General features: G+C 65.4%; 18 protein-coding genes. 10 read left to right on the forward strand and 8 right to left on the reverse strand.

From position 1 onward, the window contains the following. The first annotated feature begins 73 nt into the window (after positions 1 to 73). Together ML401_RS18755 and ML401_RS18760 are read left to right on the forward strand one after the other, a co-directional pair. Positions 74 to 463, forward strand: coding sequence for a hypothetical protein (locus ML401_RS18755; RefSeq protein ID WP_194402348.1), 390 nt, complete (start codon positions 74 to 76; stop codon positions 461 to 463). A 108-nt stretch (positions 464 to 571) separates the two neighbouring features. Continuing rightward, positions 572 to 712: a hypothetical protein gene (locus ML401_RS18760; RefSeq protein ID WP_376717282.1), complete on the forward strand. Its 141-nt coding sequence runs from the start codon at positions 572 to 574 to the stop codon at positions 710 to 712. Positions 713 to 842: 130 nt separating this feature from the next. On the opposite strand, the gene ML401_RS18765 is transcribed toward ML401_RS18760, so the two are convergent. From ML401_RS18765 to ML401_RS18785, 5 genes are all read right to left on the reverse strand, one after another. After that, on the reverse strand, positions 843 to 1028 hold the full coding sequence (locus ML401_RS18765) for a hypothetical protein (RefSeq protein ID WP_194402350.1): 186 nt from the start codon (positions 1026 to 1028) through the stop codon (positions 843 to 845). Positions 1029 to 1236: 208 nt separating this feature from the next. Continuing rightward, on the reverse strand, positions 1237 to 1518 hold the full coding sequence (gene minE / locus ML401_RS18770; RefSeq protein WP_097660833.1) for a cell division topological specificity factor MinE: 282 nt from the start codon (positions 1516 to 1518) through the stop codon (positions 1237 to 1239). Beyond that, positions 1515 to 2330, reverse strand: coding sequence for a septum site-determining protein MinD (gene minD, locus ML401_RS18775; RefSeq protein WP_194402351.1), 816 nt, complete (start codon positions 2328 to 2330; stop codon positions 1515 to 1517). Before minD ends, minE begins: the two co-directional genes overlap by 4 nt. Before the next feature lie 19 nt (positions 2331 to 2349). Then, positions 2350 to 3048 (reverse strand): septum site-determining protein MinC, encoded by a 699-nt coding sequence (gene minC / locus ML401_RS18780; protein ID WP_194408315.1) that lies wholly within the window; start codon positions 3046 to 3048, stop codon positions 2350 to 2352. 273 nt (positions 3049 to 3321) lie between these two features. Then, on the reverse strand, positions 3322 to 4326 hold the full coding sequence (locus ML401_RS18785; protein WP_212066241.1) for an ABC transporter substrate-binding protein: 1005 nt from the start codon (positions 4324 to 4326) through the stop codon (positions 3322 to 3324). 100 nt (positions 4327 to 4426) lie between these two features. Between ML401_RS18785 and ML401_RS18790 the strand changes: the two genes are divergently transcribed. From ML401_RS18790 to ML401_RS18815, 6 genes are all read left to right on the forward strand, one after another. Continuing rightward, positions 4427 to 5074 carry a TetR/AcrR family transcriptional regulator gene (locus ML401_RS18790; RefSeq protein ID WP_212066239.1) on the forward strand — a complete coding sequence of 216 codons (648 nt, stop codon included), beginning with the start codon at positions 4427 to 4429 and terminating at the stop codon, positions 5072 to 5074. Between the two features lie 99 nt (positions 5075 to 5173). Beyond that, positions 5174 to 5944: an ABC transporter permease gene (locus ML401_RS18795; RefSeq protein ID WP_211417270.1), complete on the forward strand. Its 771-nt coding sequence runs from the start codon at positions 5174 to 5176 to the stop codon at positions 5942 to 5944. A gap of 26 nt (positions 5945 to 5970) precedes the next feature. Next, positions 5971 to 7008, forward strand: coding sequence for an NAD(P)-dependent oxidoreductase (locus ML401_RS18800; protein WP_211417271.1), 1038 nt, complete (start codon positions 5971 to 5973; stop codon positions 7006 to 7008). Then, positions 6995 to 7816, forward strand: coding sequence for a GNAT family N-acetyltransferase (locus ML401_RS18805; RefSeq protein ID WP_285806540.1), 822 nt, complete (start codon positions 6995 to 6997; stop codon positions 7814 to 7816). The genes ML401_RS18800 and ML401_RS18805 overlap by 14 nt, the downstream gene beginning before the upstream one ends. 6 nt (positions 7817 to 7822) lie before the next feature. Beyond that, the gene (locus ML401_RS18810; protein WP_285806541.1) at positions 7823 to 8878 is read left to right on the forward strand and encodes a dihydrodipicolinate synthase family protein; all 1056 of its coding nucleotides are present in this window, start codon (positions 7823 to 7825) and stop codon (positions 8876 to 8878) included. Further along, a complete protein-coding gene (locus ML401_RS18815) occupies positions 8866 to 9648 on the forward strand; it encodes an ABC transporter ATP-binding protein (protein ID WP_285806542.1) in 783 nt (260 codons plus the stop codon). The genes ML401_RS18810 and ML401_RS18815 overlap by 13 nt, the downstream gene beginning before the upstream one ends. A gap of 154 nt (positions 9649 to 9802) precedes the next feature. Here ML401_RS18815 and ML401_RS18820 read toward each other — a convergent pair whose 3' ends face one another. The 3 genes from ML401_RS18820 to ML401_RS18830 all read right to left on the reverse strand — a co-directional run bounded on the left by ML401_RS18820 (position 9803) and on the right by ML401_RS18830 (position 12331). Next, positions 9803 to 10894 (reverse strand): TRAP transporter substrate-binding protein, encoded by a 1092-nt coding sequence (locus ML401_RS18820; RefSeq protein ID WP_194408317.1) that lies wholly within the window; start codon positions 10892 to 10894, stop codon positions 9803 to 9805. A 134-nt stretch (positions 10895 to 11028) separates the two neighbouring features. Then, a complete protein-coding gene (locus ML401_RS18825; protein WP_036000273.1) occupies positions 11029 to 11286 on the reverse strand; it encodes a hypothetical protein in 258 nt (85 codons plus the stop codon). 67 nt (positions 11287 to 11353) lie between these two features. After that, positions 11354 to 12331 carry a DUF2778 domain-containing protein gene (locus ML401_RS18830; protein WP_285812700.1) on the reverse strand — a complete coding sequence of 326 codons (978 nt, stop codon included), beginning with the start codon at positions 12329 to 12331 and terminating at the stop codon, positions 11354 to 11356. A 180-nt stretch (positions 12332 to 12511) separates the two neighbouring features. On the opposite strand from ML401_RS18830, the gene ML401_RS18835 reads away from it, so the two are divergent. Beyond that, positions 12512 to 12952 carry a DUF1810 domain-containing protein gene (locus ML401_RS18835; protein ID WP_285806543.1) on the forward strand — a complete coding sequence of 147 codons (441 nt, stop codon included), beginning with the start codon at positions 12512 to 12514 and terminating at the stop codon, positions 12950 to 12952. 87 nt (positions 12953 to 13039) lie between these two features. After that, complete coding sequence (locus ML401_RS18840; protein WP_285806544.1) at positions 13040 to 15121, forward strand: methyl-accepting chemotaxis protein; 2082 nt, start codon at positions 13040 to 13042, stop codon at positions 15119 to 15121. Positions 15122 to 15162 lie beyond the last annotated feature (41 nt).

Genomic DNA, 15162 nt, shown 5'->3' on the forward strand with positions numbered 1-15162 from the left:
ATTCGCACCCGGCGCCATTGCGGAGCAGCCCGCCGGACGCTAGCCTCCCCAAAAAATGGAGGAGATACCTAGGATGCGCTACGGTTTCCTGATGGCCGGCCTGTTGCTGATCGCCGCTCCGGCCCAAGCCGAGGACCATCCACGCTCGACCTATGTGACCCTGGTGCTGCAGGCCTTCGCCGCCAAGGTCGAATGCCCGGGCACGGACGTGGTCTACCAGGACCTGGTCCAGAAGGCGGAGCAGATGCACCTGCCCGATGGCACCACCGAGAAAGTGCGCAAGGCGATCGCCTGGATGCACACCGGCGGCAAGATGGGCGAGAAGCAGGATGACGATTTGATGGCTGAGGTTGCGGTGGCGACCCAGGCGACCGATCTCAACCAGCGCCGCCTCGGCATGCCCACCTGGTGCGAGGCCCAGAAGACCAACCTCGCCGGCCTGATCCGCGCCAAGGGCGGCTAACAGGCTGGCGCTCGCAACGTTAAGCACACCGCGACGGAACCTGCGTTTCGGCCAACAATCGTCACATTCCCGGCCAGCATGCGGGCTTCTTCACACAGGAGAACCCCCATGCGGTTGACGCATCTCATTGTCGCCGGCGTGCTCGCGGTGAGCGCAGCGCTGGCCGGCCCGGCACAGGCAAGGAATTCAGACGCCCAAAAGGCCGAAGACAAAACGGCCTCGTCGTCATCGTGCAGCGCCTATCAGTAGGCGCCGGACGGATCGTGGGAACAGCTCCCGTGCAAGGAGACAGGCGAGCGCGGCCAGCCGCAAACGCAGCATCGATCCCGCTCACCGGGATCGGACCGCGAGGAACGCTGAACCGCTTCCTGTCCGGCGATCAGCTATGGTGAGGCCCGCGCATGATCTTCATGGCGTCGGCGATGTGACGCCATTCCTTGGCCTCGTCGGCCTCGCCGCGGCCCTCGCAGGCCTGGGCCTGCTCGGCGGCCTTCGCGATCGCAGCAAAACCGTGCTGTTCGAGCATCTGCCGCGCAACGGTGTGGACCTGGACCTCGGACATCATGGGCGCTCTCCGTCTGATGAGGCCGCGGGGTCTGGCTCGACGCTCCCGCGGTCTTCGACAACGATTTCGCCTCTGATGGCGTTCCGCTTACCGTCGATCACATCGGCGGCCCTGAGAATGTGAGTGGCCCAAACGACAAAGGCGGCCCGCCATGCCCGGCGGACCGCCTTCACCCACCCCAAAGCTGGGAGTCGTCGGCCGCGTGCCCCTACGCGACCGCCACTTTTTTGCGCTCGAAATCGTTGGGCACCTCGATATCGACCTCGAGGGTCGAGACCTCGTCGCCGCGCTCGAGCCGGACGATGACCTTGGTCGGGTCCAGCATCACGTGCTTGGACACGACGGCGAGAATTTCCTCACGCAGCACGCCGAGCAGATCGGGCTGGCCACGCATTCCGCGTTCATGGGCAAGCAGGATCTGCAGCCGTTCGCGAGCGACGGGTGCAGAGGCCTTGTTGCCGCGGAGAAGCCGAAGCAGACCCATGCTCATGCAGCCCTCCGTCGCAGCAGGCGATCCATGAAGCCCTTGCGCTCGGTCGGCACCTGCATCGGCACGGTGTCGCCGCACAGCCGGCGCGCCGCGTCGATATAGGCCCGCGCCGGAGCACCTTCCGCATTCGACAGCGTCACCGGCGTGCCGACGTTGGAGGCGCGCAGCACGTCCTGGCTCTCGGGGATGATGCCGAGCAAGGGTGTTGCGAGGATCTCAAGGATGTCCTCGATGGTCAGCATCTCGCCGCGCGCGGCGCGAGAGGGATCATAGCGCGTGATGAGAATATGCTTCTCGACGCGCTCGCCCTTCTCGGCCCGCACGGTCTTGGAATCGAGCATGCCGATGATGCGGTCGGAATCGCGTACCGAGGAGACTTCCGGATTGGTCACGATCACGGCCTCGTCGGCGAAGCGCATCGCCATGGAGGCGCCGCGCTCGATGCCGGCCGGGCTGTCGCAGATCACCCAGTCGAAACGGGCACGCAGATCGTCGATGACCTTGCCGACGCCCTCTTCCGTCAGCGCATCCTTGTCGCGGGTCTGCGAGGCCGGAAGCAGCCAGAGGTTCTCCAGCCGCTTGTCCTTGATCAGCGCCTGCGGGAGTTTCGCAACGCCCTGCACCACGTTGATGAGGTCGAACACGACGCGGCGTTCAGCCCCCATCACGAGGTCGAGGTTGCGCAGGCCGACGTCGAAATCGACGACGACGACCTTGTCGCCGCGTTGCGCCAGCGCCGCTCCCAGTGCGGCGGTCGTCGTAGTCTTGCCGACGCCCCCCTTGCCTGATGTCACGACCAGTACCTTGGCCATCTCTGAAATCTCCTTCTGGTCAGTTCAGCGCGGTAATTCGCATTGTGTTGCCTTGCAGGAAGGCTTGGGCAGGCCGGCCGCGGAGCGCGGCGTCGATATCGTCGGCGGTCTGATAAAATCCATCGATCGCAAGCAGTTCAGCTTCGATCTTCTGACAATAGATGCGCGCGCTGGTGTGACCGTTCACGCCCGCCATGGCGCGGCCGCGCAGCGCGCCGTAGACGTGGATCGAGCCGCCGGCGACCACCTCCGCGCCGGAGCCGACCGACCCCAGGATGGTGACGTCGCCTTCCGGGAAGATCACGGTCTGCCCCGAACGCACCGGGTTTTCCAGCAGCAGCGAGGTCGGCTTGGCCTCGGCCTTGGTCTCGGGTTTCTTCGGCGCGCTCGGCTCGACCACGCAGCTGCGTCCGCCCGACAGCAGCGGCGGCATCATCGGGGTCAGCCTTGCCTCTTCAACGCCCTCGATGCCGAGCACGCGGATGTTGCGGTCCTGCAGGCTGGTGAGCAGATGACCGATGCCGGACTGGCTGAGATCGACCGAGGACAGGTCGATCACCACGGGCCGGCCGGCAAAGAAGCCCGGCGAGCGCGCGATGGTGGTGTCGATCTCCTGCAGCCAGTCCTGGACCGGAACCGTCGGCGTAAACACGAAAGCCACGTAGGAGCGCCCGCGCAGGCGCACCATTTGGCGTTGAGGTTTGACTGCAGCCTCCATCACGGCCGACTCGTTCCCTATTATTGAATGGTTAACGATGCGGCGGATATGGTTAACGGCCGGTTAATTCTCCGTGGGAATACGTGGGGGATTGGGCAGGTTGGAGCCGCTTTCGTGTCCCGGACGCGCTGCAGCGTGCAATGCTGCTGCGCAGAGCCGCCCCCCTCCCGGATCATGCTCTCGGCAAAATGGGCCCCGGCCCTGCAGCGCACCGTCTAGGGGACGCTGCGCTGCGTCCGGAGCACGTGCGGAGAACGGGGCAAGTGCTGCTCCCTACTTCTTCACCTTGCTCGCATCCATCTTGATGTTCGGATCCAGCATCTTCGTCGTGAACACCGTGGTCACGTCGAACGGCTTCTCCATGCCGAGATAGGTCTGGACCAGCTCGTAATCCTTCTTCATCCGCTCGCCGTCGATCCAGCCGAGGCCCTTGGTGGTGGTGAACTCGTCCGTCATCAGGAATTTGATGCGCTCCCACTGGCGCTCCTGGTTCTCCTTGTCGAGACCGGAGACCTGGTCGAGCAGCGCCTTCAGGCACGGCGTAGCGTCGGCAACACAGGCGGCAAAGGCCTTCTGCGTGACGCGCACGAAGTCTTCGACGACCTTCGGGTTCTTCTGCAAATACGCGCCATTGACGATCAGCGAATTGCCGTAGGGATTGAGCCCGATGTCCTTCCAGTTGACGTAGCCGAGGTCGGGCCCGAACTCGATCACCTTCAGGTCGTGCTCGTTGTAGAAGTCGCTGATGATGTCGACGGTGTGGCTCTTCAGGGCCGCGATCTTCGCGGTCGGCCCGACATTGACGAAACCGACCGAGTCCGGCGCGAGCCCTGCGGCTTTGGCGAAGGCCGGCCACATCACGCGCGAGGCATCGCCGGGCGGATTGCCGATCTTGTGGCCGGCAAAATCCTTCACCCCGTTCACGCCATAGCTTTTCAGCCAGTAGAAGGTCTGCCCGGTATTGGCGTAGACGCTCATCACGGCAACGGTGTCGGCGCCCTTGCTCTTGGCCACCAGCATGGTGGCGAGATCGGCGACGCCGAAGGGCGAGCCGCCCGAGCCCACCTTGGCGGCGGAGACGCCGGAGCCCTTGCCGACCTCGATGGAGAGGTCGATGCCTGCTTTCTCGTACCAGCCCTGCGCCTTGGCGTAATAATACGGCGAGTGGTCGGCCGTCGGCGTCCAGTTGAGGATCAGGTTGACCGCCTCGCCAGCGCTCGCCGGCAGCGCCGGCAAACCAAGCATCAGGGCCACAACAGCCGCCTGCAAACGCTTCATCGCATCTCTCCTCATGCCAGCGACCCGGCTTGTCGCTCTCCCCTCGTGAGGATACCAATGCAACAAGCCCGCCCTCCACTTGTCAACTGTTTGGTTGGAAATGCCCGCAAAACGATCTGGCGACACCGTGCCGCAGCGCCGCGACCCCGTCGCCACCCGCAAGAAGCTGCTCACCGCGGCCCGCCTGGAATTCGCCCGGCACGGCTTTGCGGGCGCCCGCGTCGACGAGATCGCGATGCGCGCTGGCGTCAATAAGCAGCTCGTCTACCACTATTTCGGCGACAAGGACGCGCTCTACCTCGCCGTGCTCGAATGGGTATATGAAGACATCCGCGAGCAGGAGCGCAAGCTCAACCTCGAAGGCCTGCCGCCGGAAAAGGCGATCCGCAAGCTGATCGAGGCCTCGTTCGACCATCTGGCCGCAAATCCGGATTTTATCGTGCTTTTGAACGACGAGAACCGCGGCGGCGCCCGCCACGTCCGCGGCTCGACGCGGCTGGAAGCGATGCACTCCCCGCTCGTGAAGAGCGTTTCGCATATCCTCAACGAAGGGGTACGCGCGGGCGTGTTCCGCAAGGGGATCGACCCGGTCCAGCTCTATATCTCCATTGCGGGCCTTAGCTATTTCTTCTTCTCCAACACACCGACATTGTCGGCGATCTTCGGCAAGGACCTGTCGAGCCGCAGCCAGCGCAGCGCCCGCCGCCGCCATGTCGCTGATCTGGTGCTGCAGTCGCTCCGGCCCTAATCAACCAATTGGTTGAAACTTTCCCCGAAGGCGGCTAGGCTCGTGACTGCTTAGGCTGAAGATTTGCGGCATCGGCGCCGCGCCAACAGGGAGCAAGCGGTGACGGCAGACGGGGCACGTACCTCGCGCAGCTTTGCGATCATCCTGATCGTGCACCTCGCCGTGCTCGTGCTCTGGCAGGTCGCGGTCGACGCCTTCCACGTGCCGAAATTCATCCTGCCCTCGCCGCTCGCGACGGTGCAGACCCTGGGCACCACCGGCTATGCCTGGGGCGCCAACACGCTGGTGACGGCGGTCGAGATCCTCGGCGGCTTCGCGCTCGGCGCCTTCGTCGGCGTCGCGCTCGCGGTGATCTTCAGCTGGGCACCGCTGCTCAGCCTCGTGCTGCTGCCGCTGTTCGTGACGCTGAACATGATCCCGAAGGTCGCGCTCGGCCCGCTATTCATCGTCTGGTTCTCCTACGGCATCGTGCCGAACATCCTGATCGCATTCAGCATCTGCTTCTTCCCGATCCTGCTCACCACCGCGCGCGGCCTGCGCGAGGTCGAGCCGGATCTGCTCGATCTCGTCAAATCGCTGCGCGGCTCGCGCTGGACGCTATTCCGCAAGATCCAGCTGCCGGGATCGCTGCCTTACATCTTCTCCGGCATGAAGGTCGGCGCCATCCTGGCGGTGGCCGGCGCCATCGTCGGCGAGTTCATCGCCTCCGAGCGCGGGCTCGGCTACCTCATGATCCAGGTGCAGTCCTCGCTCGACACGCCCGCGATGGTGATGGCGGTCGTGCTGCTGACGCTGCTCGGCGTCGCGCTTTACGGCCTCGTCCTCGCCCTCGAACGCATGTTCGTGGTCGGCGACGCCAGGCAGACTTAGCAACGGCAGACCTAAAGGACAGAACCATGCTGCTCACCCGCCAGACGCTGCCGAAGACCATCCCCGATATCGCAGCACTCGACGATCTCTTGTGCCGGCCGACGCAGGCCCTGATCGACGACCTCAAGAAGGTCGAGGGCGACATCATGATCCTCGGTGTCGGCGGCAAGATGGGGCCGACGCTGGCGGGGCTCGCAAAAGCGGCCGCCCCAGATCGCCGCGTCATCGGCGTCGCCCGCTTCAGCGAGGCCGGCGTGAAGGACTGGCTGCACGCGCGCGGCGTCGAAACCATCAACTGCGACCTGATGGACGAGAAAGCGATCGCGGCGCTGCCGAAGGCGCCGAACATCGTCTTCATGGCCGGCCGCAAGTTCGGGGCCGAGGGCGATCTGGCGCTGACCTGGGCGATGAACGCGCATGTGCCGGCGCTGGTCGCACAGGCCTTCCCCTCCTCGCGCATCGTGGCGTTCTCGACCGGCTGCGTCTATCCGTTCGTGCCCGTCGACGGCAAAGGCTCGACCGAGGAGATGGCCCCGAACCCACCCGGCGAATACGCGCAATCCTGCGTCGGCCGCGAGCGGATGTTCGAATATTTCTCGCACAAATTCGCAACGCCCGGGCGCCTGTTCCGCCTCAATTACGCGATCGACATGCGCTACGGCGTGCTGCACGACATCGCAACGAAGGTGCTCGCGGGCACGCCGATCGACGTCAGCCTCGGTCACGTCAATTTCATCTGGCAGGGCGATGCCTCCGCGCAGGCGCTGCGCTGCCTTGCGCACTGCACCACACCGACCTCGCCGATCAATGTCAGCGGCCACGAGATCCTGGCGGTGCGCGATCTCGCGCAGAAATTCGGCGCGAGGTTCGGCCGCGCCCCGGTGCTGACGGGCAAGGAGGAGCCGACCGCATGGCTGACCGACACCTCCAAGGCGGTCGAGCTGTTCGGCCTTCCCGTCGTCGACACCGAGCAGCTGATCGCCTGGACCGCGGATTGGGTCTCGCGCGCCATGCCGAGCCTCGGCAAGCCGACCAAATACGAGGTACGCGATGGCCGTTACTGACGCCCCGCCCATCATCAAGCTCGGCATCGACGACGCGATCGCAGGCCTGGCGTTGTCGACGGAAGCGCGGTGGAACCAGACCGAGGAGGACTGGCGCATTTTCCTGCGCGACGGCATCGTCTTCGGCATTCGCGACGGCATGCGGCTGGTCGCAACCGCAGCCTTGCTGCCCTATTCCGGCAACAATGCCTGGATCAGCATGGTGCTGGTCTCAGCAACGCATCGCCGCCGCGGCCTTGCCACCCGTCTCGTCGACGCCTGCCTGGAAACGGCACGAAAGAACGGCCTGACCAGCTGGCTCGACGCGACGCCCGACGGCGCTGCCGTCTACGGACCGCTGGGGTTCATGCCGACCCTGCAATTGCGTCGCCTGAAGCTGGCGAAGCCCGCGCGGGCCGAAGCACCGCCAATATCATCCGCAACGCTCGATACGCTTCGTGCGCGGGATTGGCGCGCCACCGGTTTCGACCGGACCGCACTCCTCTCCGCCTTCGTGCAGCGCTCCGGCTCGCGTATCGTCGCCGCGAGCGGCGCCATCGCGCTGGTGCGCGACGGCCGGACCGCCCGCCATATCGGTCCCTTGCTTGCCGACAATGCCGCGGCAGCGCTGGCTCTGGTTGACGCGATCGTGCGATCCGAGACAGGCCCGCTGCTGCTCGACGCCGTCGCGTCGCAAGCCCCGTTCCTCGAAGGCTTGACGGCCACCGGCTGGAGTGTCGAGCGCCCGTTCCAGCGCATGCGGTTCGGGCCCGCCACCGTCACGGGTGAGGAAACCCCATTTGCCGTCGCCGGGCCCGAATTCGGATAGTACATCATGCACCACAGCCAGATCGACGCCGACATCCGCAAGCTGATCGCCGACGGCACCGTGCTGCCGGCGCACCCCCTCGCGCTCACCGCCGAGCGCCAGCTCGACAAGACGCATCAGCGCGCGCTGACGCGCTATTACATCGACGCAGGCTCGGGCGGCCTTGCGGTCGGCGTGCACACCACGCAATTCGCGATCCGCGATGTCGGCCTCTACCGCCCCGTGCTCGAGCTTGCCGCCGAGACAGCGGCCAACTGGACCAAGCGTCCGCTGGCGATGGTCGCGGGGCTTGCAGGTCCGACCGCGCAGGCGGTCGCCGAAGCCCGCACCGCCGGTGACATCGGCTATCACGCCGGCCTTCTCAGCCTTGCCGCGATGAAGAGCGCCTCCGAGGACGAAATCATCGCGCATTGCACGGCGGTCGCCGCGGAAATCCCGCTGGTCGGCTTCTATCTCCAACCGGCTGTCGGCGGCGTGATCCTATCGAGCCGGTTCTGGCAGCGCTTTGCCTCGATCGACAACGTCATCGCCATCAAGATCGCGCCGTTCAACCGCTACCGGACGCTCGACGTGCTGCGCGGTGTCGCAGCGGCCGGCGCGCTCGACCGCGTCGCGCTCTACACCGGCAATGACGATCACATCCTGCTCGACCTGATGCTGCCGTTCGACCTGCGCGACAAGGGCGTCACCACGCGCACCTATTTCAAGGGCGGCCTGCTCGGCCATTGGTCGGTGTGGACCGCGAGCGCCATCAAGCAGTTCGAGCGTTGCAAGGCGGCGCGGCACAGGGACAGCGTCCCGGCCGACCTGCTCGCCCTCGATGCCCGCGTCACCGATTGCAACAGCGCCTTCTTCGACGTCGCCAACAATTTTCACGGCTGCATCGCCGGCTGCCACGAAATCCTGCGCCGCCAGGGCCTATTGCAGGGCCTGTGGTGCCTCGATCCGAACGAGGGCCTCAGTCCCGGCCAGAAGGAGGAGATCGACCGCGTCACGCGCGAGCACGCCGACCTCAGCGACGATACTTTTGTCGCCGCGAACCTGAACAAATGGCTGGCATGAGTCCACCTCCCTTCATCAGCCTGCAGGGCGTCCGCAAGGTCTATCGCAGCGGCGGCGCCGAATTCCTGGCGGTGTCCGACGTCACGATGGACGTGCAGGAGGGCGAGCTCGTCTCGCTGGTCGGCCCGTCCGGCTGCGGCAAGACGACGGTGATGAAGATTCTGGCCGGCCTGCACGGCGCCGACGGCGGCGCCGTCAGGATCGGCAATGCCGGTAGCCCGTTCGATCCGAGCCGCGACATCGGCATGGTGTTCCAGCAGGCGCTGCTGCTGAAATGGCGCAACATCCTGGACAACGTGCTGCTGCCGGCCGAGATCGTCGGCCTGCCGATGAAGGCCGCGCGCGAGCGGGCGCGCGACCTGCTCAACCTCGTCGGGCTCGCCGGCTATGAGCAGAAATATCCGCGAGAGCTCTCCGGCGGCATGCAGCAGCGCACCGCGATCGCGCGCGCCTTCATCCACGATCCCAAGCTGATCCTGATGGACGAGCCGTTCGGCGCGCTCGATGCGCTGACGCGCGAGCAGATGAATCTGGAGATGCAGCGGATCTGGCGCGAGAGCGGCAAGACCATCATCTTCGTCACGCATTCGATCCAGGAGGCCGTGTTCCTGTCCTCGCATTGCGCCGTGCTGACGGCGGGACCTGCGAAGATGGCCGACTATTTCCCGATCGACCTGCCCTTCCCGCGCGATCTGCCGTTGAAGACGACGGATGCGTTCGGCGCCTATGCGCGAAGGATCTACGCGAAGCTGGGGCTGGGCGCGGCCTGACAAGCCACCTCTCCGCTGTCATTCCGGGGCGCGACGAAGTCGCGAACCCGGAAATCCATTGGGCAGCAGGACACGCGGTGACATGAATTCTCAGATGCGCAATTGCGCATCACAGCTCGCGCCCGAGAGGCGCGCCCCGGAATGATGGCGTCTATCAGCTCTTGTTGCGCATCTTGCTGAGCAAATAGTTGTCGTAAAAGTTTTCCGCGATCTGCGTATAGAACAACAGCTCCTTCATATACGCGTCGTGGCTCTCCTTGGTCCGCTTGAACAGATCGCTCTTGGCGGCGAGCTCGTTCAGATGGTCCTGGGCCGCGCTGTAGCAGGCTTCCATCACCGGCTGCGGGAACGCCTTCAGCTCCGCGCCATTGGCGATCAGCCGCTTCAGCGCCGCCGGATTCACGCTGTCGTATTTCTCGAGCATCCAGGCACCGGCCGCCGAGGCTGCCTGATTGACGATCGCCTGGTACTGCTTGGGGAGCGAGGCCCATTTCTCGTCGTTGACGACCATGTGCAGCATGGCGCCGCCTTCCCACCAGCCGGGGAAGTAATAGTACTTGGCGACCTTGTGGAAGCCGAGCTTCTCGTCGTCATAGGGACCGACGAACTCGACCGCGTCGATCGTGCCCTTCTCCAGCGCCGGATAGATGTCGCCGCCCGCGATCTGCTGCGGCACGACGCCGAGCTTGGCCAGCACATGGCCGCCCATGCCGGCGATGCGGAATTTGAGGCCCTTGAGGTCGTCGACGGTCTTGATCTCCTTGCGGAACCAGCCGCCCATCTGGGTGCCGGAATTGCCGCACAGGATCGCGTGCGCCTTGAACGGTTTCAGCGCCTCATTGGTGAGGTCGGCACCGCCGCCGAAATGCCACCACGATTCCTGATGGCGATGGTTCATGCCGAACGGCGCGCCGGTGGCATAGGCCAGCGCCGGCTCCTTGCCGATGTAGAAATAGAGCGGGGTCTGCGCGATCTCCACCGAGGCGGTGCTGACGGCGTCGAGCGCCTGCAAGCCCGGCACGATTTCGCCGGCGCCAAAGGTCTGGATCTGGAATTTGTTGTCGGTGGCCTCGGCAACATATTTCGCGAAGATCTGCGCCGTGCCGTAGATGGTGTCGAGCGACTTCGGGAAGCTCGAGGTCAGGCGCCATTTGATCTCGGGCGCGCTCTGCGCGATCGCAGGGGCAGCAACCAGCGTCGTCGCGCCGGCAACCGCGCCGCCCTTGAGGAACGTACGGCGTTTCATCATGGCAATCTCCGTTGAATTCAGTTTTCAAACATATGGGTTTTGCGGCGACGGTCTTCGCGGACCGTTTGCCCGTTCCCAAAGCAGAGTTCAAGATGCGACAGAACGGCCGGTAGCCGGGAGCTGAAAAGCCCTCAGAGCAGCTTGGCGCTGACGAACAGCGCGCGCACGGCGTTGGTCGCCTGCACCGCCAGCATCGCATTACCGGCAGCGCCTTCCAGGGCCGCGACGGCATCCTCGTGCAGGGAACGGAATTCCATCCACTCGACCGACTTGAAGTTGGTGAGGAATTGATAGGCCTGGCCGACCGTCGCAATCGCCAGCGTGTCACCGTTCAACTTGATCTTGAACGTCGTACGCAGCGGGGTCTCGGAATTTGATGGATCACTCATGGGCTGCTTCTGGACGATGACGGCTTAACGAAGGGGAAACGGCAGCCCCACAGCAAGCAGGCAAATATCAGGAGTCGGTGCTCGCGCGCTGCGAGGCAGTCGCCGATCCACTCAGGCTCGGCACCACGACAAGGCGGTTGAACTCGCCATTGTCCCAGGCCTTGAGGAAACGATCATAGTCCTTGATCGAAACGCAGCCGTTGGAATCGCCGCGCGGCCCGAGCATGTAGCTGTGGGTGAGAAGGCCGACGCGGCCGAGCGCACTGGTGCCTTCGGTCGGCGTCAAGCGCAGGGCGCGGATGCCGTGGAACAGTTTTTCGCGTGGCTTTAAATCGTAGATCGCGGGCGGGGTCGCCCCCACCATGCGCTGGTCGACATGATCGGGGTCGTCCATCAGCGCGCCCATGCCGGAATGGGCTTCCAGCGCGACGCCGCTCGGCAGGTAAAGCGCCTTGGCCTTGATGTCATAGACCGCCGTGCGCGAATCGTAGCCGAGGGCCTGGAGATCGGGCGCCTTGCCGAACAGACCGTCGCCCGGCGTCAGCGAGGCCAGCCTGATCTTGTCGGTGAATTTCTCGAAGAAGTTGCGGTTGTCGACCCTGGGGTTGGTCTCGGCATAGGCCTGGCTGGACGCGATCTGGGCGGAGAAATCCGCCTGCGTCGGGCGCGAGCGCGGCATGGGAACCGCGTCGGCGCGCTGCGTGGCGGGCCTGGTCTCGTCAACCGTCTGCCGGTCGTCTTCGGTCAGGGTCGAGCGCCACTCGTCGCCCTGGAGCTTCTGGGCCAGCATCGCCTTGGCATCGCGCAGCTTGAGCTGGACTGCGTTCAACGCGGAACGCTCCACCGTTCGCAGGCCAAGCTCGCGAGCGGACGGATTGCCCGACGCCGAGGCAAAACGGTCTTCGAAAGACGGGCCATTGGTGGCCGGCGGCAGAGCCGCAGTGACCAGCGAACGGGAATCGCCGATGTCCGCGACCCAGGCGGCCGCGCCCAGCGCCAGCGCCACGGCCGCCAGAGACAGCAAAACGCGCTCCGCCCGCCCCATACGGCGGCGCGACAACAGCCTGTCGGCGCTTGCGCGGTCGGAAACCATCAGATCCCCAAATCGACCCCCGGGGGGCCCAACCCCCGCCCGGAGACTCTATACCAGCTACCACATTGGGAGCCAAAAGTTAGGCATAATCGCGGCCGGCAAGGGCTCCACAGGGCATCCCCAAGGTATCCAATGACCGATCCTTTCGATCTAGAGCGCTTTGTCAGGGCCCAGGACCCGGTTTTTCGCGCCGTCGAAGGGGAGCTGGCGAGGGGCCGGAAGCAGACTCACTGGATGTGGTTCGTCTTCCCGCAAATCGCCGGTCTCGGCTTCAGCGCCATGTCGCAGCGCTACGCCATCGGCTCCCGTGCCGAGGCCGAGGCCTACCTCGCCCATCCGGTGCTCGGGGCGCGGCTGGTCGAATGCACCGGCCTCATCCTCGCCGTCGAGGGCCGGAGCATCAACGCGATCCTCGGCGCGCCGGATGATGCCAAATTCCGCTCGTCGATGACGCTGTTCGGCGCGGTGTCCGATCAGCCCATTTTCGGTGATGCACTCGCCCGGTATTTCGCAGGCGAACGCGACAGCGCCACGCTGGAGATCCTCGCCAGGCTCGACCGCGCATCCGGCTAGGCTGAGGGTGGACAGCGTAAACCCGAGATTAACACGGGCAAACTATCGTCCGGGCAAAATAATTCTCCGTTATTTGCCGGACAGATCATGAAAATCGGTACGCTCCTGACCACCGCCATCGTCTCGCTCTCGACCGTGGGCGGCGGCCTCGCCGTCTACGTCGCCGTGACGAAGTACCAGACGATGGACCGGATCAGCGAGGCTCAGGGCAGGCTCGCGATCGCACGCGCTGCCAGCGACATCCCGCGCTATCTCAACCCCGAGCGCGGCTTTTCGACCAACATCCTCTACGGGCCTGCGACCATCGACCCGGCGCTGCTCACTGAACAGAACAAGCTGCGCAAGCAGACCGACGGCGCCCGCGACAAGATGAATGCGCTGCGCAAGGAGCTGCCCGGCGCGTTCGACGACGGCGCGACCATCGGCAGCAATATCGACGGCATCAACGCGAAATTCACCGCGCTGCGCGAGGCCATCGACAAGGCGCTCACCGGACCGGCCGAGGCGCGCAAGGACGCCGCCAAGAAGATCGTCGCCGACAATGCCGTGCTCAACAGCGGCGTGACCGCGCTGCTGAACGAGCAGGTCCGCCGCATGGCGATCCTGAACGGCGACGCCTACCGGCAGGCGAGCTACGCCAACACGGCCATGACGTTGCGCGACGTCGGCGGCTTCAACTCCAGCCTGCACAAGAATCTCGTCGGCGGCAAGAAACCGGCGACCGACACCGAGAAGGCCGACATCGGTCGCTCGCAGGGCCGCAACGACCAGCTCGTGATGGCGCTGCTCGAACTGCGCGGCAATCCGGCAACGCCTGCGAACGTCGCCGCAGCGCTGGAGAAGTTCAATTCGATCTATGTCGAGGAGTTCGGCCGCGAGCTCAAGCTCGTCAAGGACGGCGCCGTCAGCGGCAAGTACGAACACGATATGGAGACCTATTACGCCGCCACGCAGCGCGGCCTCAGCACCATCATCGAGGTCCGCGACGCGTTCTATGACAATTCCGAGCAGATCCTCGCCGGGGCTTCCTCCGCCGCGCGCACCAGCTTCACCATCGCCCTTGCAGGCCTTGCCGCCGTGCTGATCGCAAGCGTCGGCCTGATCGTGATGGTCCGCCGCCGCGTCTGCGCTCCGATCGTCAACCTGACGGGCCGGATGTCGCGACTTGCCGAGGGCGAGGTTGCGGACGCCATCCCCGGCGCCGAGCGCTCCGACGAGATCGGGGCGATGGCCGCGGCCGTTCAGGTCTTCAAGGACAACATGATCCGGGCCGACCGGCTCGCCGCCGAGAAGCAGGCCGAGAACGACGGCAAGATGCGCCGCGCGCAGGCACTCGACGAGCTCACCCGCGCATTCGAAGCCAAGGTCACCGAGCTCGTCGGTGGCCTGTCCCGGGCCTCCTCGACCATGGAGAGCACCGCGCAGTCGATGACCTCGACGGCGGCCCAGACCAACAGCCAGGCCGCGGTCGTCGCCGCCGCCTCCGAGCAGACCTCGACCAACGTCCAGACGGTCGCGAGTGCCACCGAAGAGCTGACCTCCTCGATCTCCGAGATCGGCCGTCAGGTCGCGCAGAGCACCGAGATCGCTGCCCGCGCCGTCGACAACGCCCGCCGCACCGGCGACACCGCGCGCATGCTCGCCGAGGGCGCCCAGAAGATCGGCGACGTCGTCACGCTGATCCAGAGCATCGCCGAGCAGACCAATCTTCTCGCGCTCAACGCCACGATCGAGGCCGCCCGCGCCGGCGATGCCGGCCGCGGCTTTGCCGTGGTTGCCTCCGAGGTGAAGTCGCTGGCGGGCCAGACCGCCAAGGCGACGACCGAAATCTCCGAGCAGATCACGGCGATCCAGAGCGCGAGCGACGAGACCGTGGCCGCGATCCGCAACGTCGCCGACGTCATCGGCGAGATCGACCAGATCGGCACCGCGATTGCCGCGGCGATCGAGGAACAGGGCTCGGCCACCAAGGAGATCGCCCGCAGCGTCCAGGAGGCTGCGCGCGGCACCCAGGAGGTCAACACCAACATATCCGGTGTGCAGCGCGCCGCCGACGACACCGGCGCCGCCGCGCGGGAAGTGCTGGTCGCCGCCGAGCAGCTCTCGACCCAGTCGCGCGATCTCGCGGGACAATTCGACCGCTTCCTCGGCGAGGTCAGGGCGGCGTAAGCCGATTACGTAGCGCGGATGGAGCCAGCGGGGCTACACAG

Source organism: Bradyrhizobium sp. 62B (assembly GCF_030272265.2).
Taxonomy (GTDB): domain Bacteria; phylum Pseudomonadota; class Alphaproteobacteria; order Rhizobiales; family Xanthobacteraceae; genus Bradyrhizobium.

Bases quoted from the DNA above. Each gene is read 5' to 3' on its own strand.
- ML401_RS18755 (WP_194402348.1), top strand. From the start codon at position 74: ATGCGCTACGGTTTCCTGATGGCCGGCCTGTTGCTGATCGCCGCTCCG.
- ML401_RS18760 (WP_376717282.1), top strand. From the start codon at position 572: ATGCGGTTGACGCATCTCATTGTCGCCGGCGTGCTCGCGGTGAGCGCA.
- ML401_RS18765 (WP_194402350.1), bottom strand. From the start codon at position 1,028: ATGATGTCCGAGGTCCAGGTCCACACCGTTGCGCGGCAGATGCTCGAA.
- minE (WP_097660833.1), bottom strand. From the start codon at position 1,518: ATGAGCATGGGTCTGCTTCGGCTTCTCCGCGGCAACAAGGCCTCTGCA.
- minD (WP_194402351.1), bottom strand. From the start codon at position 2,330: ATGGCCAAGGTACTGGTCGTGACATCAGGCAAGGGGGGCGTCGGCAAG.
- minC (WP_194408315.1), bottom strand. From the start codon at position 3,048: ATGGAGGCTGCAGTCAAACCTCAACGCCAAATGGTGCGCCTGCGCGGG.
- ML401_RS18785 (WP_212066241.1), bottom strand. From the start codon at position 4,326: ATGAAGCGTTTGCAGGCGGCTGTTGTGGCCCTGATGCTTGGTTTGCCG.
- ML401_RS18790 (WP_212066239.1), top strand. From the start codon at position 4,427: ATGCCCGCAAAACGATCTGGCGACACCGTGCCGCAGCGCCGCGACCCC.
- ML401_RS18800 (WP_211417271.1), top strand. From the start codon at position 5,971: ATGCTGCTCACCCGCCAGACGCTGCCGAAGACCATCCCCGATATCGCA.
- ML401_RS18805 (WP_285806540.1), top strand. From the start codon at position 6,995: ATGGCCGTTACTGACGCCCCGCCCATCATCAAGCTCGGCATCGACGAC.
- ML401_RS18810 (WP_285806541.1), top strand. From the start codon at position 7,823: ATGCACCACAGCCAGATCGACGCCGACATCCGCAAGCTGATCGCCGAC.
- ML401_RS18815 (WP_285806542.1), top strand. From the start codon at position 8,866: ATGGCTGGCATGAGTCCACCTCCCTTCATCAGCCTGCAGGGCGTCCGC.
- ML401_RS18820 (WP_194408317.1), bottom strand. From the start codon at position 10,894: ATGAAACGCCGTACGTTCCTCAAGGGCGGCGCGGTTGCCGGCGCGACG.
- ML401_RS18825 (WP_036000273.1), bottom strand. From the start codon at position 11,286: ATGAGTGATCCATCAAATTCCGAGACCCCGCTGCGTACGACGTTCAAG.
- ML401_RS18830 (WP_285812700.1), bottom strand. From the start codon at position 12,331: ATGGGGCGGGCGGAGCGCGTTTTGCTGTCTCTGGCGGCCGTGGCGCTG.
- ML401_RS18835 (WP_285806543.1), top strand. From the start codon at position 12,512: ATGACCGATCCTTTCGATCTAGAGCGCTTTGTCAGGGCCCAGGACCCG.
- ML401_RS18840 (WP_285806544.1), top strand. From the start codon at position 13,040: ATGAAAATCGGTACGCTCCTGACCACCGCCATCGTCTCGCTCTCGACC.